This window comes from Streptomyces sp. CNH287 (assembly GCF_000424825.1).
Genome location: NZ_AUKQ01000016.1, coordinates 32,043 through 56,371, shown reverse-complemented (window position 1 = coordinate 56,371; position 24,329 = coordinate 32,043). Strand labels below are relative to the sequence as shown.

At 73.4% G+C, this 24,329-nt stretch carries 19 protein-coding genes; 11 read left to right on the top strand and 8 right to left on the bottom strand.

What is annotated here, in order from left to right:
- Positions 1-6: 6 nt before the first annotated feature.
- From H299_RS0117355 to H299_RS0117335, 5 genes are all read right to left on the bottom strand, one after another.
- Positions 7-1,566 carry an exopolysaccharide biosynthesis polyprenyl glycosylphosphotransferase gene (locus tag H299_RS0117355; RefSeq protein ID WP_199782465.1) on the bottom strand — a complete coding sequence of 520 codons (1,560 nt, stop codon included), beginning with the start codon at positions 1,564-1,566 and terminating at the stop codon, positions 7-9.
- Positions 1,567-1,961: 395 nt separating this feature from the next.
- On the bottom strand, positions 1,962-2,972 hold the full coding sequence (locus H299_RS0117350; protein ID WP_027749428.1) for an aldo/keto reductase: 1,011 nt from the start codon (positions 2,970-2,972) through the stop codon (positions 1,962-1,964).
- A gap of 46 nt (positions 2,973-3,018) precedes the next feature.
- On the bottom strand, positions 3,019-3,876 hold the full coding sequence (locus H299_RS0117345; RefSeq protein WP_037759429.1) for a heme ABC transporter ATP-binding protein: 858 nt from the start codon (positions 3,874-3,876) through the stop codon (positions 3,019-3,021).
- The gene (locus H299_RS34710; protein ID WP_078512837.1) at positions 3,873-4,985 is read right to left on the bottom strand and encodes an iron ABC transporter permease; all 1,113 of its coding nucleotides are present in this window, start codon (positions 4,983-4,985) and stop codon (positions 3,873-3,875) included. Before H299_RS34710 ends, H299_RS0117345 begins: the two co-directional genes overlap by 4 nt.
- Positions 4,986-4,987: 2 nt before the next feature.
- On the bottom strand, positions 4,988-6,040 hold the full coding sequence (locus H299_RS0117335) for an ABC transporter substrate-binding protein (protein WP_037759428.1): 1,053 nt from the start codon (positions 6,038-6,040) through the stop codon (positions 4,988-4,990).
- 131 nt (positions 6,041-6,171) lie between these two features.
- Here H299_RS0117335 and H299_RS34705 point away from each other — a divergent pair, with 131 nt between their 5' ends.
- The 4 genes from H299_RS34705 (at position 6,172) to H299_RS34700 (ending at position 11,937) form a co-directional block, all read left to right on the top strand.
- Positions 6,172-7,701, top strand: coding sequence for an HtaA domain-containing protein (locus tag H299_RS34705; RefSeq protein ID WP_078512821.1), 1,530 nt, complete (start codon positions 6,172-6,174; stop codon positions 7,699-7,701).
- Positions 7,698-9,407 carry an HtaA domain-containing protein gene (locus H299_RS0117325; RefSeq protein ID WP_027749425.1) on the top strand — a complete coding sequence of 570 codons (1,710 nt, stop codon included), beginning with the start codon at positions 7,698-7,700 and terminating at the stop codon, positions 9,405-9,407. Before H299_RS34705 ends, H299_RS0117325 begins: the two co-directional genes overlap by 4 nt.
- 197 nt (positions 9,408-9,604) lie before the next feature.
- Entirely contained in the window at positions 9,605-10,810 is a 1,206-nt protein-coding gene (locus H299_RS0117320; RefSeq protein ID WP_027749424.1) for a cytochrome P450, read from the top strand.
- Positions 10,811-10,875: 65 nt separating this feature from the next.
- Positions 10,876-11,937, top strand: coding sequence for a type III polyketide synthase (locus H299_RS34700; protein ID WP_486587325.1), 1,062 nt, complete (start codon positions 10,876-10,878; stop codon positions 11,935-11,937).
- Positions 11,938-11,976: 39 nt separating this feature from the next.
- Here H299_RS34700 and H299_RS0117310 read toward each other — a convergent pair whose 3' ends face one another.
- On the bottom strand, positions 11,977-12,642 hold the full coding sequence (locus H299_RS0117310) for a biliverdin-producing heme oxygenase (RefSeq protein ID WP_027749423.1): 666 nt from the start codon (positions 12,640-12,642) through the stop codon (positions 11,977-11,979).
- A gap of 144 nt (positions 12,643-12,786) precedes the next feature.
- Positions 12,787-13,644 (bottom strand): type I methionyl aminopeptidase, encoded by an 858-nt coding sequence (gene map / locus H299_RS0117305; RefSeq protein ID WP_027749422.1) that lies wholly within the window; start codon positions 13,642-13,644, stop codon positions 12,787-12,789.
- A gap of 69 nt (positions 13,645-13,713) precedes the next feature.
- Here map and H299_RS0117300 point away from each other — a divergent pair, with 69 nt between their 5' ends.
- Positions 13,714-13,950, top strand: coding sequence for a hypothetical protein (locus H299_RS0117300; protein ID WP_027749421.1), 237 nt, complete (start codon positions 13,714-13,716; stop codon positions 13,948-13,950).
- Between the two features lie 58 nt (positions 13,951-14,008).
- Here the strand turns inward: H299_RS0117300 and H299_RS0117295 are convergent, their stop codons facing one another.
- On the bottom strand, positions 14,009-15,307 hold the full coding sequence (locus tag H299_RS0117295; RefSeq protein ID WP_027749420.1) for an MFS transporter: 1,299 nt from the start codon (positions 15,305-15,307) through the stop codon (positions 14,009-14,011).
- Positions 15,308-15,426: 119 nt separating this feature from the next.
- Here H299_RS0117295 and npdG point away from each other — a divergent pair, with 119 nt between their 5' ends.
- The 6 genes from npdG to H299_RS34690 all read left to right on the top strand — a co-directional run bounded on the left by npdG (position 15,427) and on the right by H299_RS34690 (position 24,127).
- A complete protein-coding gene (gene npdG / locus H299_RS0117290; RefSeq protein ID WP_027749419.1) occupies positions 15,427-16,125 on the top strand; it encodes an NADPH-dependent F420 reductase in 699 nt (232 codons plus the stop codon).
- A gap of 114 nt (positions 16,126-16,239) precedes the next feature.
- Positions 16,240-16,446, top strand: a complete 207-nt coding sequence (locus H299_RS0117285; RefSeq protein WP_037759480.1) for a hypothetical protein — start codon at positions 16,240-16,242, stop codon at positions 16,444-16,446.
- A gap of 114 nt (positions 16,447-16,560) precedes the next feature.
- Positions 16,561-18,072, top strand: a complete 1,512-nt coding sequence (locus tag H299_RS37625; RefSeq protein ID WP_158692340.1) for a serine/threonine protein kinase — start codon at positions 16,561-16,563, stop codon at positions 18,070-18,072.
- Between the two features lie 390 nt (positions 18,073-18,462).
- Positions 18,463-18,756, top strand: a complete 294-nt coding sequence (locus H299_RS0117275; protein ID WP_486587311.1) for a hypothetical protein — start codon at positions 18,463-18,465, stop codon at positions 18,754-18,756.
- Positions 18,753-19,406, top strand: coding sequence for a hypothetical protein (locus H299_RS0117270; RefSeq protein WP_027749416.1), 654 nt, complete (start codon positions 18,753-18,755; stop codon positions 19,404-19,406). The genes H299_RS0117275 and H299_RS0117270 overlap by 4 nt, the downstream gene beginning before the upstream one ends.
- Positions 19,406-24,127, top strand: coding sequence for a putative T7SS-secreted protein (locus H299_RS34690; protein WP_051262567.1), 4,722 nt, complete (start codon positions 19,406-19,408; stop codon positions 24,125-24,127). The genes H299_RS0117270 and H299_RS34690 overlap by 1 nt, the downstream gene beginning before the upstream one ends.
- Positions 24,128-24,329 lie beyond the last annotated feature (202 nt).

Genomic DNA, 24,329 nt, shown 5'->3' with positions numbered 1-24,329 from the left:
CGACATCTAGTACGCCCCGCGTCCGTCGACGACCGCGCGGACCGTACGGGCGAGCACGTCCAGGTCCGTGGTCAGCGACCAGTTGTCGGCGTAGCGCAGATCCAGCGCCAGGCTCTCGTCCCAGGACAGCTCCGAGCGCCCGCCGACCTGCCACGGCCCGGTCATGCCGGGCTTGACTTCCAGCCGCCGCAGCTCGACGGTGTCGTAGGCGGCGGCCTCGTCGGGCAGCGGCGGGCGCGGGCCCACCAGCGACATCTCCCCGCGCAACACGTTGACCAGCTGCGGCAGTTCGTCCAGCGAGGTGCGCCGCAGCAGGCGCCCCACCCGGGTCACCCGGGGGTCACGGCGGATCTTGAACGTCGGTCCGTCCTGCTCGTCCGCCGCCGCGAGACCGGGCCGCAGCTGCTCGGCGTCCGCCACCATGGAGCGGAACTTCCACATGGTGAACGGCGCGCCGTGGTGGCCGATCCGGCACTGCCGGTGGAGCACCGGCCCCGGGGAGTCCAGCCGGACCGCCAGCGCCAGCAGCACGAACAGCGGTGCCAGCACCAGCAGTCCGAGCGCCGCCGCGGTCCGGTCCAGCGCGCCCTTCAGTGCCAGCTGCGGCCCGCGGCGTACGGGCGGGGCGACGTGCAGCAGGCTCAGCCCGGCGGCCGTGGCCAGCCGCACGCGCCGCTGCGCCACCTCGGCCAGGCCGGAGGCGACCACCAGCGGGAGCCCGGCGTCCTGGACGGCCCAGGAGAGCCTGCGCAGCCGCTCCCCGGTCAGCCGGGTGCCGGGGACGATCAGCACGACGTCGGCGTGCAGCCGCCACGCCGCGTCCAGCACGACGCCGCCGTCCTCGCGCGGCGGCTGCACGCGGAGGTTGAGGGTGATCTCGCTGTGCGGCAGGCGGCCGTCGTCCGGGCCGGGCGCCTCCCCGGGGGCGGCGGGGGGCAGGGCCGCCATCCGGCCCGACTCGGGCACGCCGCTGCACAGCTCCCGCTCACCCACCGCGACGGCGCCGATCACCACGTACGCGTGGTCCGTACGGGCTGCCAGCTGACCGACCACCTCGTCCACCGGGCCCGCCTCGCCGACCACCAGCGCCCGGCACACCGCCTGGGCCGCCCGCCGCTGCCCACCGAGGTGATGGTGCGTCAGCACCCGGCAGGACGCCGTGAGGACGAGGGCGGGCAGCAGCGCGAGCAGCGCGTAGGCGGGGCCGGAACTCTCCCCGGTCGCCACCCGGAGCACGGCCAGCAGGCCCATCAGCGCCAGCCAGTCCTGCGCGGCGGAGAGCAGCCCGCGCGACTCACCCAGAGCGGGCGCGGCGTAGCGCCCGCGCACCAGCTGGACGGCCACCCAGGCCGCCGCCACGGTCAGCGCGGTGGCGACGGGGTGGGGGCGGTCGGTGGCCCGGCAGACGAGAAGGACCGGTAACCCCGTCCCCAGTACGTCCGTGGCCACCGCCAGGGGTGCGTACCAGCGCGCCTTGCCCCGGCCCGGGCGCCGCCCGCCGCCGGGCGCGGCCGGAGCCGGCGCCGTCGGACCGTCACCGGGTCTGTGCCGACCGGAGCGAAACATCGCGTCGAGCCGCATGTACCCCCCAGGCACCGAGGACCCCTTCCAGACGGCGTCCTGTCCACTTCCCCAAGTGCGACGAGCTGGCGTGAGGGAGACCTTAAGTCATATCGGCGGGGTTCCGCCTGCGTATGGTCAAAATTCGCCCGATAGTTGCGGTGACGGACCGGCTGGGAGTGAGGGGGTGGATTCGGGTGGTTCCTGGGTGACTTGGGGCGAGGAGGCAGTCACGAGGCGCCTTCCGGCGGTTCCTTTCCTTCCGCTTCCTGCCCCGGATGCTTCGGGCAGCGGGCGGAAACGAGAGAGCCACGGCGTACCGGACGTCTGTGCGGAGGCCCGGCAGCTGCGGGTTGGCTGACATGCGCCGTCGCGTGCGGCGGCGTACGGGCCTCTCGGCGCTACGGCACGGGGACGGGCGCCTCGCGCGGCAGCAGGCCCTCCGCTTTGAGCGCGGCCCACAGCGCGGCCGGTACGGGACGCCTGAAGTGGCCGACGCTGGCGGTGACTTCGTCCGGTGTCCGGGCGCCGATCAGCACGGAGCCGACCGCCGGGTGTGCAGCCGGGAACTGGACCGCCACGGCGAGCGGCGAGACCTCGTGGCGCTCGCACACGGCCCGCAGGGCGGCGATCCGCGCGGCGAGGTCGGGCGGCGCCGCCCGGTCCGCCCCGGCTCCGGCGGCCGTCCCGGCACCGCTGCCCCCGCCGGTGAGCAGGCCGCCCTGGAAGACGCCCGCCGCGATCACCGCGACCCCGCGCTCCCGGCACAGCGGCAGCAGGTCCGCCAGCCCCGACTGGTCGAGCACCGTGTAACGCCCGGCCAGCAGGACGCAGTCGGGACCGGGCGCGGGCGCGTCGCGCAGGAAGCGGGCGGCGACGTCGGCGTGGTTGACCCCCAGCGACACCGCGCGCACGGCACCGCGCTCGCGCAGCGCGGCCAGCGCCGGGTAGGCGCCGTGCAGGGCCGCCGCGTAGTCCTCGTCCGGGTCGTGGATGTGCAGTACGTCGAAGCGGTCCACACCCACCCGCTCCAGGCTCTCCTCCACCGACCGCAGCACCGCCGCGTACGAGTGGTCGCGCCGCGGCCCGACGCCCGGCGGCGGGTCGGCCCAGATCGGCTGCGTGTCCGGACCGTCCGGCTCGATCAGGCGGCCCACCTTGGTGCACAGCACCAGCTCCTCGCGCGGCCGCCCGCGCAGCGCCCGCCCGGCCCGGGCCTCGGAGCGGCCGTACCCGTACACCGGCGCGGTGTCGAACAGCCGCAGTCCCGCGTCCCAGGCACGGTCGATGGTCGCGCGGGCCTGCGCCTCGCCGACGGGGGTGAACAGGCCGCCGAGGGAGGCGAGTCCGAGGCCGAGCCGGGTCACCGGCAGCCCGGTGCGGCCCAGCGGCACGCGTGCGTCAGGCTGCATCGCCCCAGCCTCCCAGATCCGCCCAAGGCTCCCGGCCACCCCGCCGTCAGGCGTCCCGCACCGGCAGCACGAGCGGCGCGCCCGTACGCGGGTGCGGCAGGACCTCCAGCGGCTGGCGGTAGATCCGGGAGAGCGGCTCCGCCTGCAACGCCTGCCGGGGCGGGCCCTCCAGTGCGATCCGGCCCGCCTCCAGCACCGCCACGCGGTCCGCGTAGGCGGCGGCCAGCCCGAGGCCGTGCAGCACGACCACCACCGCCGCGCCCGCCGCCGCCCGCTCCCGGCACAGGCGCAGCACCAGCTCCTGGTGGCGCAGGTCGAGCGCCGCGGTGGGCTCGTCCAGGAGCAGCAGGGGCGCGCGCTGGGCCAGCACCCGGGCGAGCGCGACGCGGGCGCGTTCGCCGCCGGAGAGCGCGGCGAAGCTGCGTCCGGCGAACGCGTCGGTCTGGGTGGCCGCCAGGGCTTCGGCGATAGCTTCGGCGTCCTCGGCCGCCGCCTCCGTCACCGCCCACGGTGCCCGGCCCATCCGTACGACCTCCTCGACGGTGAAGGGGAATGCCAGCGAGGCGGTCTGGGGCAGTACGGCGCGCCGCAGGGCCTGTTCGGCGGCGGACCAGGCGCCGGCCGGACGTCCGGCCAGCAGCACCTCGCCCGCGGCGGGCGGAACGTCGGCGGCGAGCGCGGCCAGCAGCGTGGACTTGCCCGCGCCGTTCGGCCCGACCAGGGCGAGCACCTCGCCACTGGCGGCGCTCAGGTCCACCCCGGCCAGCACCGTACGGCCGCCCAGGCGCACTTCGAGCGCGCGGGCCTCGGCGGCGGGGACGCCGGGCGGGAGCGCGTCCGGCAGCGGCACGGTGCGCCCGGCGAGCAGCCGCCGCACGAACCCGGGCCGTGCGGTGGCGGTCATGCCCAGCCTCCCTGGCGCCGCCGGGTCCTGCGCAGCAGGAGGAAGAAGAACGGCGCACCGATCAGTGCCGTCAGGACGCCCAGCGGCAGTTCGGCGGGCTGCGCGAGCGTACGGGCCGCCAGGTCGGCGCCGACCAGGACCACCGCCCCGCCCAGCGCGCTGCCCGGCACCAGGAAGCGGTGGCCGGGGCCCGCCGCCATCCGCAGCAGGTGCGGGACGAGCAGGCCGAGGAAGGTGATCACCCCGGCCACCGCCACCGCGGCGGAGGTGAGCAGCGCGACGACGAGGATCAGCACCATCCGCAGCCGCTCCACGTCCACGCCCAGATGGCGCGCGGGTCCCTCGCCCAGCGCCAGCAGGTCGAGCTTGCGCGCGGAGAGGGGAGCCAGCACCAGCCCGGCGAGGGCGCAGGGCAGCACGGCCAGCACCTTCTCCCAGGTGGCCTGGGAGAGCGAGCCGAGTTGCCAGAAGGTGATCTGGGTGACCGCGGCGTTCTCGGCGAAGAAGATGACGAGCCCGATCAGGGCGCCCGCGAAGGCGTTCACGGCGATGCCGGTGAGGATCAGGGTCACCACCTCGGTGCGCCCGCCGGAGCGCGAGAGCACGTAGACGAGCAGCACGGTGCCCAGCCCGGCGGCGAACGCGCAGGCGGTGATGGTCCAGTTGCCCAGGAAGCTGAGCCCGAACGCGATGGAGGCGACGGCGCCGACCGCCGCGCCCGCCGAGATGCCGATCACGCCCGGTTCGGCGAGCGGGTTGCCGAACACGCCCTGCATCAGCGCCCCGGCGCAGCCCAGCGAGGCGCCGACGAGCAGGCCGAGGACGACGCGCGGGAGGCGTACGTCCCACAGCACGCTCTCGCCGATCCGGTCGAGTGGCGCACCGCCCAGCCCTGCCCGGTGCGCCAGCGAGCCGAGGAGGTCGCCCAGCGGGATGCCGTACGCGCCGGTGCCGACGGAGAGGAGGGCGAGGAGGACGAGGGCGGCGGTCAGCAGGACGGCGAGGGCGGCGGTGCGTCCGGTGCCTGCGGCCGGGGCGGTGCGGGGGTCAGGGGCGGTGCGCGCGGGCTCGCCGGTGCCCGCCTTCGGCCGTACCGGGTCCTCGTGCAGCGTCACTCGGCGTCCCGGTGGATCTGCCGGATCAGCGAGCGCAGCACCTGGTCCGTCCGCGGGCCGTAGCTCAGCAGCACCCCGTCGTCGACGGTGGCGATCCGGCGGTCCATGCCCGCCGGGGTCTGCGCGACGCCCGGAATCCTGACCAGGCCGTCCACGCCGTCGACCGACTTCAGCCCCTTGGTCATCACCAGGATCACCTCGGGCGCCGCCTTGACCAGCGCCTCGCTGGTGATCGGGGTGAAGTCCTTGGTCAGCCCGGACTGCTCGCCCGCGTCCACGCCGCCCGCCGCCTCGATCAGCGAGGTCGCCCCGGAGCGGGCGCCGCCCAGCAGGTAGACGGACGCCGAGCCGCGCAGGTAGAGGAAGGCGACCCGCGGCCGGTCGCCGCCGCCCGCGCCGCCGGGGACGGAGCCGCGGGCCTTCGCGACCCGCTCCTCGCTGCGTTCGCGGAGCCGGTCACCCGGCCCGGCCACGCCCAGGGCCTCGGCGACGGCGTCGATCCGGGCGCCGATGTCGTCCAGTTCCTGCGGCAGTTCGACGACCACGAGGGGCACGCCCGCGTCGCGGATCTGGTCGACGGCCTCGCTCGGCCCGGTGGTGGTCTCGGCCAGGACGACGGTGGGTTCGAGGGCGAGCACGCCCTCGGCCGAGACGTCGTGGGCGCGGGTGACCATGGGGAGATCGGCGGCCTGTTCGAAGGTGGTGCTGACATCGCGTCCCACGACGTGGTCGCCCAGGCCCAGTGAGAAGACGATCTCGGCGAGCGAGCCGGAGAGCGGCACGATCCGCTCGGTGCTCCGCACGGTGGTGCGGCTGCCGTCCGCCGAGGTGACGTGGGCGGGGAGTTCGGGCCGGGGGGCGGGGCCGGAGAGTGGCTCGATTTCGTCGGCGGGTCCGGCCTGGTCCGTGCCGCTGCGCTGGTCCGCGCTGCCGGAGGCGGCCGACTCGCCGCCGGTGCCGCCCGCGCCGCCGCAGGCCGTCAGCGTCAGCGTCAGGGCGAGCGCGAGCAGGGCGGCGAACGCCGCCAGGAAGCGGGGTGGTTGGCGCACGGCGCACTGCCTTCCGTGAGGTGGACGGGGTCCGGCGGGTGCACCGGGTGGCCGGGTTCCAGCCGAGCATAGCTTAGGTTAGCCTTACCTTTGTTTCCAGTTCCGCCCGGCCCGCCTGTGGAGGCCCACCCATGCCCGCGCTCAGAACCGGCCACCGTCCCGACCGCCGTACGGCGGGCGTCGCACTGCTCGGCGTGCTCATCGTGCTCGCCGCCGTGCTGCTGCCCGCCTCCGGCGTGCAGGCGGCCGAACGCACCGTCGCGGGCGGGCGGCTGGACTGGGGCGTCAAGGCGTCCTTCCAGCGCTACGTCACCGGCCCCATCGCCCAGGGCAGCTGGGAGTTGAGCGGCGGCGCGGCCACGACCGGCGAGAGCGGATACCGGTTCCACTCCGCCAAGGGCGGCTACGACCCGGACACCGGCTCCTTCGACGCGGCCTTCTCCGGCGGGGTCCGCTTCACCGGCCACGCCGAGCCGGACGGTACGCACCAGCTGGAACTGACGATCGGCAACCCGGCCGTCCGGATCGGCGGCGGCGGTTCCGGCACCCTGCACGCCGACATGCGCAGCAAGGAGAAGGGCAGCGGAAAGGTTTCCGCCCGCTCCCAGGTGCCGCTGGCCTCGCTCGACCTCTCCGGCGTGGAGATGCGCGGCGGCGGCACGCCCGTGACGCTTGCCGCGGTCCCCGCCACGCTCACGGCCGAGGGCGCCAAGGCGTTCGCGGGCTACTACACGGCCGGTACGCCGCTGGACCCGGTCAGCCTCTCGGCCGACGTCGCGTCCGGCACGGCCGCCCCAGACGACGGCGACGGCGGCGCGGACCGCGCGAAGGGCTCCGGCGACGAGAAGCGGGCCCGGCCGCAACCGGCCGCCCAGCGCGGCAGGTTCGCGGACGCCGCGGTCGACTGGGGCGTGCGCCGCACCTTCCGCGAGTACGTGACGGGCCCCGTCGCCGAGGGGCGGTGGAAGCTCTCGGACGGTGCCCGCGACGGCGGCGCGCTCTACCGCTTCCCCGCCGGGAAGGGCCGGTACGACCTGGCCGAGGGGGAGTTGGACGCCGACTTCGGCGGCACCGTCCGCTTCACCGGCAAGGACGTGGACCTCGCCCTCGGCAAGGTCTCCGTCCGGATTCGGGACGGCCGCGGCACGCTCTCCTCGGACGGCACCCCGCTGGTCACCTTCGACGCCGCGCTCAAGGCGCGTGAGGGCCTGGTCCGGTTGGCGGAGCGGCCCGCCGAACTGACGCCAGAGGGCTCCGACTTCTTCGGCGGAATGTACCGCGAGGGCACCGAGATGGCGCCCGTCTCCCTCGCCGTGGCCCTCGACGAGAAGGCCGTACTCCCCGCCCTGCCCGACCTCGGTACGGATGCCGCCGCGCCCTCGAAGTCGCCGACCGTGCGCACGGCCCCCGCCGCCGGGTCACCGGCCGCCGAGGACTCCGGCGCCCTCTCCGGCGCCGCCCTCGCGGCCTCCCTGACGGCCGCGGCGCTGCTGGTCGCGGGCGGCGGCCTCTGGTTCCTCCGCAGGCGCCGCCGCCCGGCCACAGACCCGGCCCCGGCCCTCACCCCGGCCCCGGCCTCCGACCCACCGACCGACCACTCCCCACCCAGCGACCAGACACCCCAGAGTCCAGAGAAGTCCGAGGAGCAAGAGTCCCGATGACCACCACCAGAAAGACCGCTGCGCTGTCCGCCGCCACCGCCACGGTGCTGGCCGCCACCGCGTTCCTCACGCTGCCCGCGCTGGCGGACGACGCGTCCGGCACGGCCGCCCCGCCCGCCGTCGACCTGACCGACGGGACTCTCGACTGGGGTGTGAAGGAGTCGTTCCGCAAGTACGTGGAAGGGCCGATCGGAGGCGGCGAGATCACCGCCGGCTCCGGCGCCGGGAAGAACGCGGACGGCACCTTCCGCTTCTCCGGCGGCGAGGGCTCGCACGATCCCGGCACGCACGGCACGGACGTCGCCTTCGACGGCAGCGTCCACTTCACCGCGCACCACGGCGCGCTGGACCTCACCTTCGCCGACCTCAAGCTCAGCACGGACGACGGGCGCAGCGGCTCTCTCACCGCCGACATCACGGTCAGCGGCACCAAGAGCGACGACGTCGAACTGGCGACGCTGGATTTCGCCGCGGCCGAGAAGGGCACCGACGCGAGCGGCCGGATGACCTTCACGGGCATTCCCGCCACCTTGACCGGCGAGGGCGCCACGGCGTTCAACGGCTTCTACCGGGAGGGCGACGCGCTGGACCCGGCCACCATGGCCGTGCGGCCCGGCGAGAAGCCCGGCGGGCCGGGCGGCGGCGACTCGGCGGGTGCGGACGGCGGCGCGGCCGAGGGGAACTCGGGGTCGGGCGGCTCGGGTTCGTCGGGGTCCTCGGGTTCCTCCGGTTCCGGCGGTTCCTCGGGCTCCTCCGGTTCCGCGGGTTCGTCCGGTTCCGCGGGCTCCTCCGGTTCCGGCAGTTCCTCCGGCTCGTCCGGCTCCTCCGGTTCCGGCGGCTCCTCGGGCTCCTCCGGTTCCTCCGGTTCCCCGGGGTCCTCGGGGTCCACCGACTCCGGCGCAACGGGTGGTGAGCAGGTCGCCGCCAAGTCCGGCAAGGTGGCCGACGGCAACCTCGACTGGGGCGTCAGGGCGTCCTTCCGCAACTACGTCACCGGCCCCATCGCCCACGGCAAGGTGGAGCTGTCCGGCGGTGCCGCCGACAGCGCGGGCGGGTACCACTTCCCGGGCGGCAGCGGCGACTTCGACGCGGCCGTGCCCTCCCTGGACACCCGCTTCGAGGGCGCGGTCCGCTTCCTGGGGCACAAGAAGGGCGGGTCCTACTCCCTCGACCTGAACTTCTCCGACCTGCGGATCACCGCGAAGGGGCGTACGGGCTCGCTGGTCGCCGACGTCTCCTCCAAGGATGAGAAGACGGGCAAGGTCAGCCGGTACGCCGACCTGCCGGTCGCCTCGCTCAAGCTGCCCAAGGGCGCGCTCAACCCCGCCAAGGACATCGTCACCCTCACCAAGGTGCCCGCCACCCTGACCAAGGGCGGTGCCAAGGCGTTCGGCGGCTTCTACCAGCCCGGCGAGGCCCTCGACCCGGTGTCCGCCGCGGTCTCCCTGGACGGGAACGCCCGGCTGCCGGGAGCCGGTTCGGGGAACCCGGGCAGCTCGTCCGGCACCGGCACTGGAACCGGCACCGCCGGCGGTACGGGCTCCGGCGGCTCGACGGCCCCGGCGGGCACGGTCGGCGGCTCGGGCAGTCTGGCCTCCACCGGATCGGGCCTTCCCGTCCCGGGCCTGCTGGGCGGCGCGGCCGGCCTGGCCGCGATCGGTGCGGCGGCGGCCTACGCCACCCGCCGCCGCACGGCGCGGAGCTGACCGGCTCCGCGCACCGAGCCGTGCCCGCCGTGCCCCTCCGGTCGGCGGGCACGGCTCGGATTTAACAAATATTCACTCAAATCAGCTAATTGCGGCGTATGAGTGAGTGTCCAGGGTTCACCTGGGGAGAAAGTGGCTGCCCGGCACTTCCGTTCGCCGGTCTCCGTCTTTCCGTTCCCGCTTCCTGGAGCACCGTCGTGGATGTCGCTGATGCCGTGTGGTCCTGCCCGTTCGACTTCGCCAAGGCCCTCGATTTCGACCCGCTGCTGAAGAAGCTGCTGACCGAGGAGCCCGTCGCCCGTATCCGCATGCCCTACGGCGAGGGCGAGGCATGGCTCGTCACCCGCTATGACGACGTGCGGACCGTCACCACGGACCGGCGCTTCAGCCGGAGCGCCGTGGCCGGGCGGGACTTCCCGCGGATGACGCCCGCGCCGATCGTCCAGTCCGAGGCGATCAACCTCATGGACCCGCCGGTCAGCAGCCGCCTGCGCGGCCTGGTGGCCAAGGGGTTCACGCCCCGCCACGTCGCCCGGATGAGGTCGCGGACCCAGGCCGTGGTGGACACGCTGCTGGACGCCATGGCCGAGTCCGGCGGCGAGGCGGACCTGATCGGGCACCTGGCCCAGCCGCTGCCGCTAACTACGATCTGCGAGGTCCTGGACATCCCGGAGCCGGACCGCCCCAGGCTGCGCACCTGCGCGCTGACGATGATGAACATCGGCGCCGCCAGCAAGGACGCCGCGGTGGCCGCCAAAGCAGAACTGCGGACGTACTTCTCCGAGTTGTCCGCCGAGCGCCGCCGCGCCCCGGGCGACGACCTGATCAGCACCCTGGCCACCGCGCGGGACGGCGCGGACCTGCTCGACGAGCAGGAGCTGGCGGTCATGGCCATGGTGCTGCTCATCACCGGCCAGGACACCACGACGTACGAGATCGGCAATCTCGCCTACACCGTGCTCACCCGCCCGGAGGTGGCCGGGGCGCTGCGCGCGCGGCCCGAGGCGCTGCCGCAGGCCCTCCAGGAGATGCTGCGGTTCATCCCCTTCCGCAAGGGCGTCGGCATCCCGCGGGTCGCCACCGAGGACGTCGAGCTGGGCGGCGTGACCATCCGCGCCGGGGAGGTCGTGCACGTCTCCTATCTCACCGCCAACCGGGACCCGGCCAAGTTCCCGCGGCCGGACGAGCTGGACCTGGAGCGTCCGGCGACGGGCCACATGACGTTCGGCTGGGGATCGCACCACTGCCTGGGCGCCCCGCTGGCCGAGATGGAGCTGGAAGTGGCCCTGGGCACCTTGCTGACGCGTTTTCCCGGCCTGCGGCTCACGGTCCCGGCCGCCGAGGTGGAGTGGAACACGACGTCGATCTGGCGGCATCCGCTCGCGCTCCCGGTGGCCTGGTGAGGGCGGTGGCCGGTGCCGGGGGAGAGGGTCCTCCGGCGCCGACGCTGTGCCGGCCCGCCGTGTCCGTGCCGGAGCATGTCATCACGCTGGAGGAGACGCTCGGGCTGGCGCGGGAGCGGCACCCGGGGCATCCGCAGCTCGCGCTGGCCCTGCGGCTCATCGAGAACACCGGCGTGCGCACCCGCCATCTCGTGCAGCCCATCGAGGAGACGCTGCGCCATCCCGGCTTCGAGGAGCGCAACCTGCGCTACGAGCGGGAGGCCAAGTCCCGGGCGCCCGAGGTCGTCCGCCGCGCGCTGGCGCACGCGGAGCTGGAGCCGGCGGAGATCGACCTGATCGTCTACGTCTCCTGCACCGGGTTCATGATGCCCTCGCTCACCGCGTGGATGATCAACAACATGGGCTTCCGTGCGGAGACCAGGCAGCTGCCCATCGCCCAGCTCGGCTGCGCGGCGGGCGGCGCCGCGATCAGCCGGGCCCACGACTTCTGCACCGCCTACCCGGGGTCCAACGCCCTCATCGTCTCCTGCGAGTTCTGCTCGCTCTGCTACCAGCCGACCGACCTCGGCGTCGGCTCGCTGCTGTCCAACGGCCTCTTCGGCGACGCCCTTTCGGCGGCGGTCGTGCGCGGCCGTGGCGGCTCGGGCATCCGGCTGGAGCGGAACGGCTCGCACCTGGTGCCGGGCACCGAGGAGTGGATCTCCTACGCGGTGCGCGACACCGGTTTCCACTTCCTGCTCGACAAGCGGGTGCCGGGCACGATGGAGATGCTGGCCCCGGTCCTGAAGTCGCTGACGGAGCAGCACGGCTGGGACGTCTCGCTGCTGGACTTCATGATCGTGCACGCGGGCGGGCCGCGCATCCTGGACGACCTGTGCCGGTACCTGGCCGTCCCGCCGGAGATGTTCCGCTTCAGCCGGGCCACGCTCACCGAATACGGGAACATCGCCAGTTCGGTCGTCTTCGACGCGCTGGACCGGCTGTTCGCGGAGGGCGGTGTCCCCGAGTCCGCGCGCGGGCTCATCGCCGGGTTCGGTCCCGGGATCACCGCCGAGGTCGCGCTCGGGCGGTGGGCGGGCGCCGCCGTGCCCGCGGCGCGCGCCGCGGTCTCCGGCGTGCAGTCGTGAGCCGCGCCGGTCAACCGACCCCGGCCCACCTGGCAGCCCTCAGGCGCTCAGCGGGTGCTGCTCGCCCAACTCCCGGAAGACCGCGGTGTTCAGCGCGAAGGCGCGCTTGCACTCGTCCACGATGCGCTGCTTCTCCAGGTCGTCCACGGGCAGTGCGTCCAGCCGCTCGCGGTACTCCCGCTTGAACGCCGCGGGGTTGCCGATCTCCTCGAAGACGTAGAAGCGCACGCCGTCCCCCTTGCGGGCGAAGCCCCAGGTGCGCTCGGCCTTGTCGCGGATGATCTGGCCGCCGGAGAGGTCGCCGAGGTAGCGGGTGTAGTGGTGGGCGACGTAACCGCCCGGCCAGTCGCGGGCCACCTCCGCGACCCGGGCGGCGTAGCCGCGGGTGGCCGGCAGCGGCCGTATCTCCGTGCGCCAGCCCGTCCCTCCGTGCAGGTGGTCCAGGTCGCGGCCCAGGGAGGGCAGCCGGTGGAGGCCGGCCCGCAGGAACGGGCCCGCCACCGGGTCGCCGGCCAGCGGGCCCGCTGCCTCCTCCAGCGCCGTGTAGAGGAACCACAGCTGCTCGGTGTAGCGCCGGTACGCGTCCACTCCGAGCCGTCCGCCCAGCAGGTGGGCCATGAAGGCGGTGGACTCGGCCTCGGTGTGCTGCTCCTGCGAGGCGGTGCGGATCAGCGTGGAGAAGGGCGTGGGATCGGACGCGGCCATGCTGGGGCCTCCGGGGGAGCGGTACGGGGAAGGAGGCGCCGCCCGAGGGCTGACGCTGCCCCTGATCCTCTTACTTAGGCTTACCTAAGTCAATGGATTGCCGACGTGCTGTCGGCAAGCTTCGGCAAGCCGCGTCCGCTGTGATCAGGGCAGGGTCAGGATCTCCGCTCCGGTGGCGGTCACCACCAGGGTGTGCTCGAACTGCGCCGAGCGCCTGCGGTCCCGGGTGACGACCGTCCAGCCGTCGTCCCACATGTCCCACTCGTGCGTGCCCAGGGTGAGCATCGGCTCGATGGTGAAGGTCATCCCCGGCTCCATCACGGTCGTCGCCCGCTCGTCGTCGTAGTGCGGGACGATCAGCCCGGAGTGGAACGAGGTGTGGACGCCGTGCCCGGTGAAGTCCCGGACCACGCCGTAGCCGAAGCGCTTGGCGTACGACTCGATGACGCGGCCGATCACGTTGATCTGGCGGCCCGGCCGCACCGCCTTGATCGCGCGGTTGAGCGACTCGCGCGTCCGCTCCACCAGCAGCCGCGACTCCTCGGCCACCTCCCCGCACAGGTAGGTCGCGTTGTTGTCCCCGTGCACGCCGTCGACGAAGGCGGTCACGTCCAGGTTCACGATGTCGCCGTCGCGCAGCACCGTGGAGTCGGGGATGCCGTGGCAGATGACCTCGTTGACCGAGGAGCACAGCGACTTCGGGTACTCGCGGTAGCCCAGCGTGGAGGGATAGGCGCCGTGGTCGCACAGGTAGGCGTGCGCGACTTCGTCCAGCTTGTCCGTCGTCACCCCGGGGGCGATGTGCCGGGCGGCCTCCTCCATCGCCTGCGCGGCGATGCGGCCCGCGACCCGCATCCGCTCGATGGTCCCGGAGTCCTGCACCGCGGGCCCGGTGTACGGGGCGGGTGCCTTGCGGCCCACGTACTCCGGACGCGGGATCGAGGGCGGAACGGCACGCGGAGAGGAGAGGGTGCCGGGTACGAGAAGTGTCTGGCCTGACATGGCGGCGAGTCTAATGCGGGAGCGCGGCCAGCTGTGGTCCGCTGCCCGTCCCTGGGGGAGCATGGGGGCATGGCGCTGTTCAAACGCAAGACCGTGGGCAAGCCCGGCGAGTGGTACTACTGCCTCGACCACCAGACCGTCGAGGAGGGGCCCGACTGCCCGGGAAAGAACCGCTTCGGCCCCTACCCGAGCCGCGAGGCGGCGGCGCACGCGATGGAGACGGCCCACGAGCGCAACCTCGAGTGGGAGACCGATCCGCGCTGGCACGACGCGGGCCGCCGCGCGGCGGACGACGAGGACGGCTGAGCCCCGGGCCCGTACCGTCCCGTGCCGGCCCCGCTCCCCGGCCGTCGCCCGCGCCCGGCTACTCCTGTGCCTGCGCCTGCGCCTGCGCCTGCGCCGCCCCGCGCTCGCGCATGGCGCGGGCGTGCGGGTCGGTCCGGGCGTCGTACGACATCAGCTTCGGCAGCGCCAGCGACAGCAGCCCCACCGCGGCCACGCACACCACGCCACCGCCCCACACCGAGGTCCGCACCGAGGTCAGCGCAGCCATGCCGCCCGAGCGGAACTGGCCGAGCTGCGGCCCGGCCGAGTACGACAGCAGCTCGATGCCCGCCAGCCGCCCGCGCAGCTCGTCCGGGATGGTCTGGTTCCACATGGTGGTGCGGAAGATGCCGCTCACCATGTCGAAGGCGCCCGCGACGGTGAGGAAGAACAGCACCAGCCAGATGTTCCCCATCAGTCCCGCCACCGCCATCGACGCACCCCAGCCCATCGCGGCGAACGCGACCATCCGGCCGTGCCGGTGCACCCGGCCCATCCACCCGCTCGTCGCGCTCACCATCATCGAGCCCAGCGGCAGCGTCGCGTACATCAGGCCGAGCGCCCACTCGGCGTCCAGTTGGTCGGCCAGGAAGGGGAAGAGCGCGAGCGGGAAGGCGAAGAGCATCGCCACCACGTCGACGGCGTACGTGCCCAGCAGTTCCTTCCTGCTCCAGGCGTAGCGCGCGCCCTCCAGGATGCCGCGCAGCGAGGGCTTCTCCGCGTCGTGCGCGGCGGGGGAGGGGCTGAGCCGCCGGGCCAGCAGGAGGGAGCCCGCGAAGGTGAGCGTGTCCAGGGCGTACGCGGTCTCCAGCCCGGCGTAGGCGATCAGCAGCCCGGCCAGCGCCGGTCCCGCCACGCCCCCGATCTGCCAGCGCAGGGCGTTCAGCGCGGCGGCGGCGCTGAGCTGGTCGTGCGGCACGATGCGGGGGAGGAGCGCGGACAGCGCCGGTTGCTGGATGCCGACGAGTGCGCTGGTCAGCGCCCCGGCGACATACAGCGGCCAGACCATCGGGTGCGGCAGCAGAGTGTTCAGGAGCAGCCCGAGCGCGACGATGCCGAGCGCTGCCTCGCTCCAGATGATGAGCTTCCGGCGGTCGAAGGCATCGGCCAGCGCGCCTCCGTACAGTCCGAAGACGAGCAGCGGGACCAGTTCCACCGCGCCCAGCGCTCCGACCGCGACCGGTGAGCCGGTCAGCTCCTTGAGCTGGAAGGGCAGGGCGACGAACGACAGGAAGCTGCCGAAGACGGTGATCGCTCCCGCGCACCACAGCAGGCGGAAGTCGCGCGAGGAGCGCCAGGGGGAGAGGTCAGGCAGCAGCGCGCGTGGTTTTCTGGGCACGACCGGTCATCCTGGGCCTCACCTGCCAGGTGAGGCAATCGAATTTCGGAGCCCGGAAGTGATCACCTTCACGGGCGCCCGGCGGGGCGGGAGGCGGCAGGTGCTGGCAGGATCGGGCCATGACTTCTCCCGCGACACCCGCAGCCAAGAAGGACCCCTGGAGCCTCCCGGACGTCTCGGGACTGACCGTCGGCGTGCTCGGCGGCACCGGAGACCAGGGCCGCGGGCTCGCCTACCGGCTGGCGCGGGCCGGCCAGCAGGTGATCATCGGCTCGCGGGCGGCCGAGCGGGCCCAGCAGGCGGCCGGTGAACTGGGCCTGGGCATCGAGGGCGCCGAGAACGCCGAGTGCGCGCGCCGTTCCGACGTGGTGATCGTGGCGGTGCCCTGGGACGGGCACGCCAAGACGCTGGAGTCCCTGCGCACCGAGCTGGCGGGCAAGCTGGTCGTCGACTGCGTCAATCCGCTCGGCTTCGACAAGAAGGGCGCCTACGCGCTCACCCCGCCGGAGGGCAGCGCCGCCGAGCAGGCCGCGGCCCTGCTGCCGGACTCCCGGGTCACCGCGGCCTTCCATCACCTCTCGGCGGTGCTGCTCTGCGACCAGGAGATCGAGGAGATCGAGACGGACGTGATGGTGCTGGGCGAGGTGCGGGCCGACTGCGAGATCGTGCAGGCGCTGGCCGGGCGCATCCCCGGCATGCGGGGCGTCTTCGCGGGGCGGCTGCGCAACGCGCACCAGGTCGAGTCGCTCGTGGCCAACCTGATCTCGGTGAACCGCCGCTACAGCGCACACGCGGGCGTCCGGCTCACCGACATCTGAGTGCCGGGCGGCATGGGGGACAATGGCGGCGGCACGTACGCGCGTGCCCGTACCCGCCCGCCGCGCCGACTGGAGCCCGCCCCCATGCCCGCCGCCCCGCCGTCCTCCCGGCCGCTGTCCCGCCTGTCGTCCCGCCTGCCGCGCGGGATCGGGCTCTACGTCACGGTGCTCTGCGCGCTGTCGGTGATCGCCGCGGTCGTCTCGTTCGCCAACGGCCACTGGCTGGGCGTCGTCTGGCTGCTGCTGGCGGGCCTGACCTCGAACATGTCCTGGTACTACCTGCGCCGTGGTCGTACGGCACGCGGCGGCTCGGCCCCGTAGCCCCTCCGGTGTCACCGGAGGGTGACCTCGCGCCATCGAACCGTGACGAGTGCGAGTTCCCGTCTTCGACGTGAGTGCAGCGTCAACCGGCCGTTTCCGGAGGATCACGTGAGCTTGAGCAGCCTGAGCGCGGAGGACCCGAAGCGGGTCGGCGACTCGACGCTTGTCGGTCGGCTCGGTGCGGGCGGCATGGGCGTCGTCTATCTGGCACAAGACGCTGACGGCCGGCTGGTGGCCGTCAAGCGGTTACGCGAAGAGTTCGCCTCGGACCCCGAGTTCCGGGCACGGTTTCGGCGTGAGGCCGCGGCGTTGCTGCGCGTTCAGGGCACGTGCACGGCGCGGGTGTTGGCCGTCGAGGTCGAGACGGGCAGCCCGTTCGTCGTCATGGAGTACGTACAGGGCCCGACGCTCTTGGAACACGTCCGCGAGCACGGGCCGCTGCGTGGTGACATGGCGCACGGCTTCGCCGTCGGGCTGGCCGAGGCGCTGGTGGCGATCCACCGGGCCGACGTGGTGCATCGTGACCTCAAGCCCGGCAACGTTCTCCTGTCGGAACAGGGCCCGAAGGTCATCGATTTCGGCATCGCGAGGGCCGCCGACGCGACGGCGTTGACCCGCACCGGCGTGGCCGTCGGGACCGTGGGATACATGGCACCGGAGCAGTTTCGCGGGCAGGCCGGTCCGCCGGCCGACGTGTTCGCGTGGGCGCTGACCATCGCCTACGCCACTACCGGACGGCCGCCGTTCGGCACCGGTCCGGTCGAAGTGGTGCTGCACCGCATGCTGCACGAGGAACCCGACCTTGACGGAGTTCCCGCTGCTCTGAAGGTTCTGCTGACGTCGGCTCTGTCCCGATCACCCGAGCGGCGCCCCACCCCCGAGCAGCTGCTTTCGCAACTGACCGGTGACCAGGATGCCGGGACGAGCCTCGACACCGATGCGGTCAGCACAGTCCTCGCCACCACGTGGCAGCTGCCGGAAGCTGCCGAGCCGCCCGCTGCCGCACCGACCTGGCGCACGAGCCGGGCCGCCGCCGCGGCGGGAGCGGTGGCGCTCCTCCTCCTGATCGGCGGAATCCTCTGGACGGTGCTGCCCGGCCGGAGCCCCTCGGGATCAGCCACGGCCGCGTCTCCGGGTGAGTCGGCGGCGAGCAGGACTCCGTCGTCGTCTCCAGCGGCATCGGCGCCGCCCAGCACGCCGGCGGCGACCCCCTCACCGACACCGCCGCACACACCCTCCGCGTCCACGGGCCGGATCAGGAACGCGCACAGCGGACTGTGCATCGACACCAACGGCCCGCAACGCCCTGGGCTCAACGTGGAGCTGCGGGAGTGCGGGAGGTACAGCGGCCAGCGCTGGCATCACGACGAGACCAGCCTGCGTTTCACGAACACTCCCAGTGGCCTGTGCCTCGACACGGACGGGAAACCCGCCACCGGCGTCGCTGCCGTGCTCAACCCCTGCGGTGACGGCAGCGGCCAGCGCTGGCGCTACGACGCAGAAAGCGGCCGGTTGATCAACCCGGACAGCGGGCTGTGCTTGGACACGGACGGCCCCCCGGCTGTCTACGGAGACCTGATTCTCAGGCCCTGCGCAGATCTCACCGGCCAGCGCTGGCGGATGTGACCGAGGCCTGAGCCCCCACGCCCGAGCGCCGCCCTCCGGGGGCGCGAGGCGTCAGAGGGGACCCAGCCCGACGAAGGCGCCTGTACGGGCGCGGGGGTGGCGCGCGCTCCGGACGTGCCCGGCTCGGTGCCCGTGGTGAGGGGCGAGTCACGCGGTGTGCCCGTGGTGCGCGGTTGTTCGTCAGGCTTGCAACAGACCGCCGCCAGCCCTGGGAACGGCCCTCGACCCGCGGTTACGTTGGCCGGACCGATGGCTGGAACGTGTACGGGGGTCACCGTGGAGTTGACGCAGGAGATCAGGGCGCGGCGGGCGGGGCAGGGTGATCCGCGCGCGTTGGTGGGGGAGTTCCGCCGGACGCCGGTGCTCGTGCCTCTCTCCGAGGGTGGCCTGATGTCCGCAGCGTACGGCGGTGTGCGGTGGATCTACGCGTTCACGGGCGAGGAGGCGCTGGCCCGCTTCCTGCTGGCTCGCGGGGCGGCTGCCGATCAGCCGTGCGACTACGAGGCGGTGCTGGGCGCGCGGCTGCTGGACAGGGTGATTCCGGCCATCGACGGTCCGGCCGGGGTGGCCGTCGACGTGGCGGACCTGGAGGGCTCCATGCTCTTCCCGCCCGCACGCGGCATCGTGCCCGACGAGGCGGCCGTCGACGTCGGGCCGGAGGCTTCGGCGGGAGGCGCGCGGTGAGTGGCGGCGAGGGCGGTGCCGGCGACCTGGACATCAGCAAGGTCTCGCTCGATCTGATCACCAAGGGGCTGAACGCGGCCATCGGTGAGCTGAAGAGCGTGGGCACGGCGACCGGCGCCTTGCAGGGCAGCGGCTTCGAGTCGATGTCCATGACGGGCATGGAGGCGGGAGGCGGCGGCCTGGCCGACAACTTCGAGGGCTTCTGCGAGCGCTGGGAGTGGGGGGTGCGCGCGCTGGTGCAGGACGCGAACCAGATCGCGCAGCGGCTGGGCCTGGCCGCGGGCATGGTCTGGTCGGAGGACCAGTACTGGGAGAGCACCTTCAAGGTCGGGGCCAACTCCCTGGTGGGCAACCCGTACGCGACCGAGGAGGAGGTCGCCCGGCAGAACTGGGGCGACATCTTCACCCCCGACGCCCCTGACTACAGCGCCGAGTCCTGGGAGAAGGCAGGGCAGGACATGAAGCAGGACTGGCAGGACACCGGCCGCGCACTGCTGACCGAGGGCCGCGGCGGCACGCAGGCGGACCTGATGAACGACGCGCTGGGCCTCGACGACCAGGAGTTCGACCAGGCTCTGGACGACACCTTCGGGCCCTCTCCGCAGGAGCGTGCCGAGCAGGAGCGTGCCGGGCAGGAGGGCACCGGCTGATGGGGATCGGGGACTTCATTCCGGACCCGGTCGAGGACTTCGTCGAGGACGGCGTCGAGGTCCTCGGCGAAGGGCTCGACACGGCCGGGGACTGGACGGCCGACCGGCTGGACGAGGTCGGCTGGGAGAGCGGCGCCGACTGGGTGCGCGAGAACTCCGACTCGGCGGCCAACGCGATGGGCGCGGACGTCGACGAGATGCAGCTCGGCGAGAGCGACGACCCCAAGAAGCTGATCCACGGCAGCGTCAGCACGCTGCGCTCCAACTCCAGCCACCTCAAGGACTTCAAGGACGCGTTCAACAAGGTCGGGAACGGGCTCAAGGGGCTGGACTCCGACCAGCTCAAGGGCGAGTCGGCCGACACCTTCCGGGAGAAGGTGTCGATCGAGCCGAAGAAGTGGTTCAAGGCGGCCAACGCCTGCGAGAAGGCCTCCAAGGCGCTGGGCGACTTCGCCGACACCGTCGAGTGGGCGCAGGGCCGGGCCAAGGCCGCGATCACGAAGTACAAGGAGGCGAAGAAGGAGTCCGAGGAGGCCCGTACCGCGTACAACGACAAGGTGGAGACGTACACCACCGCCGCCGAGACGTACAACGCGAAGGTGCGCGCCGGGGAGGACCCGGGCACCCGGCCGGTCGATCCGGGCGAGTTCAAGGACCCGGGGACCGCCAAGCTCAACGAGGCGCAGGAGATCCTCAAGGAGGCCCGGACCCAGCGCAACACCGCCCGCAGCACCGCCGAGACCGCGGTGGGCGAGGCGCGGGACGAGGCCCCGGCGAAGCCCAGTTACGCGGAGCAGGCGTCGGACGGGCTCACCGGGCTCCAGCTGGACGCGTCGCACCTGTTCGGCGGGGTGGTCAAGGGCGGGGCGGACCTGGTCAACTTCGTCCGCAGCGTCAACCCGACGGACATGTACAACCTCACGCACCCGGCGGAGTACGTCACCAACCTGAACAGCACCGTCACCGGGCTCGTGCAGGTGGCCAACGACCCTCTGGGCACGGCCCAGAACATGTGGGAGACCTTCAAGCAGGACCCGGCCGAGGGGCTGGGCCGGCTGATCCCCGAACTCCTGGGCACCAAGGGGGCGGGCGCGGCGAAGAAGGCCGCCACGGCGGGCCGGCACGCCGACGACGCCCCCTCCGGCCGCAACCAGCTGGACCAGGACGGCAACGGCCAGCACAACCGCCCGGACAGCGACAAGGAGTCCGAGGACACCGACCCGGTCGACCTGGCGACCGGCCGCATGTACCTGCCGCAGACGGACGCGACCCTGCCGGGCGCGCTGCCGCTGGTCTTCTCGCGCCGGGCGGACTCCGGCTACCGGGCGGGGCGCTGGTTCGGCCCCTCGTGGTCCTCCACGGCCGACCAGCGGCTGGAGATCGACTCGCGCGGCGTCGTCCTGGTGACGGCGGAGGGCCTGCTGGTGGCCTATCCGCATCCGGCGCCGGGGGTGCCGACCCTGCCCGAGGACGGACCGCGGCTGCCGCTGGAGCGGACCGCGGAGGGGGACTACACGCTCAGCGACCCGGACACCGGACGGGTCTGGCACTTCGCCGGACCCGAGAACACGGCGGCGGACGGCGGCGCGGACGGGCTCCCGGACACCGGCGCGGGCGGGCTCCCGGACGGTCTCGCCTACGGCGGCGACGGCGAAGCGCGGCTGGAGCAGATCAGCGACCGCAACGGCCACCGCGTCGACTTCACCTACGACGCGGACGGCGCCCCCCGCGACATCCGCGACAGCGCGGGCCGCCACCTGCGGCTGACCGTGCACGACGGCCGCGTCACCGCCCTGCACCTGGGGGAGCGGGAGCTGGTCCGGTACGGCTACACCGGCGGGAACCTCACGGAGGTGACCAGGTCCAGCGGCGTGCCGCTGCGCTTCGAGTACGACGACGAGCACCGGATCATCGCCTGGATCGACACCAACGGGCGGCGCTACGACTACGTCTACGACAACCGGGACCGCTGCATCGCGGAGGGCGGCACCGAGGGCCACGTCCAGGTGCGCCTCGACTACGGCGCACCGGACCCCGCCACCGGCCACCGGACCACCACCGTCACCACGGCGCGCGGCCGGGTCACCCGCTACGTGGTGGACGACCGGTGCCGGGTGGTGGCGGTGCACGACCCGGGCGGCGGCGTCACGTACACCCGGCGCGACCACCGCGGCCGGGCGCTCGCGCGCACCGACGCGCTGGGCCGTACGACCCGCTTCGACTACGACGAGGAGGGCCGCCTCACCGCCCTCACCCGGCCCGACGGGCGCACCTCCCGGCTGGAGTACGGCGCGCTCGGCCTGCCGGTCGCCGCCGTCGGCCCGGACGGCGCGCGCTGGCGGCAGGAGTACGACGCGTACGGCAACCGCACCGCGCTGGTCGACCCGGCCGGCGGGGTGACGCGCTACGACTACGACGCGCGCGGCCACCTGTGCGCGGTGACCGACCCGGCCGGCGCGGTGACCCGCATCACCGGCGACGCCGCCGGACTGCCGGTGGAGGTCACCGGCCCCACCGGCGGCGTCACCCGCTACGCGCGCGACGCCTTCGGGCGGGTGACCGCGCTCACCGCGCCGGACGGGGCGGTCACCCGGCTGGAGTGGACGCCGGAGGGCAAGCTCACCCGCCGCCTCGACCCGGACGGCGCGGAGCGGCGCTGGAGTTACGACGGCGAGGGAAACTGCCTCCGGCACGTGGACGCCTCAGGCGGGGTGACCTCGTACGAGTACACCCACTTCGACCTGCTCGCCGCCCGCACCGACCCGGACGGGTCGCGCCACGAGTTCACCCACGACACCGACCTGCGCCTGGTACGGGTCACCAACCCGCAGGGCCTGAGCTGGAGTTACACCTACGACGCGGCGGGCAGGCCGGAGTCCGAGACGGACTTCGACGGCCGCACCGTCACCTACACCCATGATGCGGCGGGCGGCCTCGCCACCCGCACCAACCCGCTGGGGCAGACCGTCTCCTTCGCCCGGGACGAACTGGGCCGCGTCGTCCGCAAGGAGGCCGACGGCCGCGCCACCAGCTACGCCTACGACCCGGCCGGCAGGCTCACCGTAGCCCTGGGACCCGACGCCGAACTGCGCTACCACCGGGACCGGCTCGGCCGCGTCAAGTCGGAGGTCGTGGACGGCCGTGCGCTGCACCACGCCTACGACGCCGCCGGCCGCCGCACCCGCCGCACCACCCCCAGCGGCGCCGTCACCACCCTCGACTACGACGCGGCGGGCAACCGCACCGCGCTGACCGCCTGCGGCCACACCCTCGGCTTCACCTACGACGCCCAGGGCCGCGAGAGAGGCCGCAGCTTCGGCGACGGGGTCTCGCTGCACCAGGACTGGGACCCGATGGGCAGGCTGACCGGCCAGACCCTCGCCCTCACCGGCAAGGGCGAGGGTGAGGTAGAGGACATCCTGCAACGGCGGTCCTACCACTACCGCACGGACGGCCACCTCACCGGCGTGCGGGACCTGCTCGCCGGAGACCGCGCCTTCGACCTGGACGCGGCGGGCCGGGTGACCGCCGTGCGCGCCGAGGGCTGGACCGAGAGCTACGCCTACGACGAGGCGGGCAACCAGACCGAGGCCCGGTGGCCGGACCGCGCCCCCCACCCCGAGGCGCGCGGCCCCCGTACCTACACCGGCACCCGCATCCGTACGGCGGGCCGGGTCCGCTACGAGCACGACGCCGCAGGCCGCATCGTACTGCGCCAGAAGGCGCGGCTCTCCCGTAAGCCGCAAACCTGGCGCTACCGCTGGGACGCGGAGGACCGGCTCACCGAGGTCACCACGCCCGACGGCACCGTGTGGCGCTACCACTACGACGCGCTCGGCCGCCGCACCGCCAAGCTCCGGCTCGACGGCGCCGGACAGGCCGCGGAGCGGGTCGACTTCACCTGGGACGGCCCGCTCCTGGTCGAACAGACGACCACCTCACCGGAGTTGCCCCACCCGGTGACGCTCACCTGGGACCACGACGGGCACACCCCCGTCGCCCAGACCGAGCGCCGCCTCGACCAGCTCACCCAGGACGAGATCGACTCCCGCTTCTTCGCGATCGTCACCGACCTGGTCGGCACGCCCACCGAACTGGTCGGCGAGGAAGGAGACATCGCCTGGCACACCCGCACCACCTTGTGGGGCACCACCACCTGGAACCGCGGCGCCACCGCGTACACCCCGCTGCGCTTCCCGGGCCAGTACGCCGACCCGGAGACCGGCCTGCACTACAACTTCCACCGCCACTACGACCCCGAGACCGCCCGCTACACCACCCCCGACCCGCTGGGCCTGGCGCCCGCCCCCAACCCCGTCGCCTACGTGCGGAATCCGCACGCGTGGACCGATCCGCAGGGGCTGACGCCCTGCCGCCCCTGGATCACCGGCAAGGGCGACGACCCGCTCGTGCCGGAACTGGCGGACGAGATACACGCCCGCTATCCCGGTCACGTACGGGCACAGGGAATCGACATCATGGGGCCGGACGGAAAACCGCTGACCGACTTCGACCTGGTCACGGAGAACGCGGTGATCCAGGTCAAGGACGGCGGCGGAAAAGGCGCGCTGAAACAGGCGCTGGTCACCCAGGACCTCACCGACCGGCCGGTGATCGTCTACCTGCCGAAGGGGAAACCCAGTGTCATCCGCTCCCTGGAGGAGGCGGGTATCATGGTCACCAGGGACAAGGAAACGCTGATGGGAGTCATCGCACCATGAGAGAGACCTTGGTCCTGCTGACGGCGCGGGCCGACGCCGACGACGTACGGGGCCGCGTCCTCGCACTCGACGAGACCTCCGGGACCCGGCATTTCCGCTCTTTCACCCTCGGCGACTGCGTGTTCGGTGTCGAGACCGGTCAGAGCGTCCTCGCGGAATACGACGAGGACGAGTTGCGGGAAGTGCGGGAGCGCCTCGGTGA

What these genes read in the sequence shown, in the direction of transcription:
- H299_RS0117355 (WP_199782465.1), bottom strand. Translation starts at nt 1,566, where the DNA reads ATGTTTCGCTCCGGTCGGCACAGACCCGGTGACGGTCCGACGGCGCCG.
- H299_RS0117350 (WP_027749428.1), bottom strand. Translation starts at nt 2,972, where the DNA reads ATGCAGCCTGACGCACGCGTGCCGCTGGGCCGCACCGGGCTGCCGGTG.
- H299_RS0117345 (WP_037759429.1), bottom strand. Translation starts at nt 3,876, where the DNA reads ATGACCGCCACCGCACGGCCCGGGTTCGTGCGGCGGCTGCTCGCCGGG.
- H299_RS34705 (WP_078512821.1), top strand. Translation starts at nt 6,172, where the DNA reads ATGCCCGCGCTCAGAACCGGCCACCGTCCCGACCGCCGTACGGCGGGC.
- H299_RS0117325 (WP_027749425.1), top strand. Translation starts at nt 7,698, where the DNA reads ATGACCACCACCAGAAAGACCGCTGCGCTGTCCGCCGCCACCGCCACG.
- H299_RS0117310 (WP_027749423.1), bottom strand. Translation starts at nt 12,642, where the DNA reads ATGGCCGCGTCCGATCCCACGCCCTTCTCCACGCTGATCCGCACCGCC.
- map (WP_027749422.1), bottom strand. Translation starts at nt 13,644, where the DNA reads ATGTCAGGCCAGACACTTCTCGTACCCGGCACCCTCTCCTCTCCGCGT.
- H299_RS0117300 (WP_027749421.1), top strand. Translation starts at nt 13,714, where the DNA reads ATGGCGCTGTTCAAACGCAAGACCGTGGGCAAGCCCGGCGAGTGGTAC.
- npdG (WP_027749419.1), top strand. Translation starts at nt 15,427, where the DNA reads ATGACTTCTCCCGCGACACCCGCAGCCAAGAAGGACCCCTGGAGCCTC.
- H299_RS0117275 (WP_486587311.1), top strand. Translation starts at nt 18,463, where the DNA reads ATGTCCGCAGCGTACGGCGGTGTGCGGTGGATCTACGCGTTCACGGGC.
- H299_RS34690 (WP_051262567.1), top strand. Translation starts at nt 19,406, where the DNA reads ATGGGGATCGGGGACTTCATTCCGGACCCGGTCGAGGACTTCGTCGAG.